The sequence below is a fragment of the uncultured Shewanella sp. genome, from assembly GCF_947501665.1.
Taxonomy (GTDB): Bacteria; Pseudomonadota; Gammaproteobacteria; order Enterobacterales; family Shewanellaceae; genus Shewanella.
Genome location: NZ_CANMWS010000075.1, coordinates 1 through 984 on the forward strand (window position 1 = coordinate 1; position 984 = coordinate 984).

At 48.5% G+C, this 984-nt stretch carries 2 protein-coding genes; both read left to right on the forward strand.

What is annotated here, in order from left to right; genetic code table 11:
* Window positions 1-477 (forward strand): DUF3540 domain-containing protein (locus Q0976_RS23960; protein ID WP_299497377.1); only part of this gene is annotated, 477 nt, incomplete at its 5' end.
* Window positions 478-573: 96 nt separating this feature from the next.
* The gene (locus Q0976_RS23965) at window positions 574-978 is read left to right on the forward strand and encodes a DUF4150 domain-containing protein (protein ID WP_299497379.1); all 405 of its coding nucleotides are present in this window, start codon (window positions 574-576) and stop codon (window positions 976-978) included.
* Window positions 979-984: the final 6 nt, after the last annotated feature.

A 984-nucleotide genomic window follows, 5' to 3' on the forward strand; every position in this document is an offset into this window, starting at 1 on the left:
GTGGCGATAGATGAGCAAGGTGAGGGTTGGGTGTTAGCGATTTTAGTGCAATCGGATGCGAGTCAAGGTGTGCTGTCTCATGGGGGAAAATTAAGTTTGCAGGCCCAAGGGGCATTGCATTTTAAAGGGCAACAAATTCTCAATGAGGCGAGTGAGCAATTGCATTTATCGGCACCGGAGGTGAGTGTGCACAGTGATGAAATGGCATTGCATACGCAGAGTGTGTTGGTGAGTGCGAGCAAAGCGCAAGTGGTGACGAAGGCGATAAGTTTGGCTGCGGATAAGGTTGAGCATGTGGTGGGATTAATGATGCAAAAGCTGGGAGAGAGCTTTCGTGTGATTAAGGGCCATGATGAGAAGCAAAGTGGCAGCAGTCGTCATATGGTGGAAAAAGAAGCGGTGACGCACGCTAAGAATGTAATAACGAGTGCAGAAAAACAAATGATAATGGAAGCGGAGAAGATCCATTTGGGCTAACGGGCTATTTGGTGAGTGTTTGTGAGTGAGATGATGACGTCAATGAATGATGAGTAGGATGGTTGCTCATTGGTGGGTGTATGATAGGAGGTGTGTATGTTTGGTAATACAGCATTAGGTGGAATGAATTTAGGTTTTCCAGACGTGTGTAATACGCCGGGCCCGGTGGGGCCAATTCCGGTGCCTTATCCCAATATTTCGCAAGGGAATATGTGTAACCCTGGAACCTCGGCGCTCAGCGTGTTGGTGGATGGTGGCCCATCAATTAATCAAGGTTCGATTATTACGTTAAGCAGTGGTGATAATGCGGGAGCGGTAGGAGGGGTTGCTTCAGGGATGATGATGGGTCCGACGACCTTTAAGATGGGGAGTATGGGAGTGATGGTAGAAGGGTTACCGGCGATGCGGCTAACGAGTATGACGGGGCAAAACGGGATGTCGCCGAACTGTCCGGGAGTGACGTTAGCACCTTCACAAGTGAAAGTCATGTATATGAAATAAGTGATT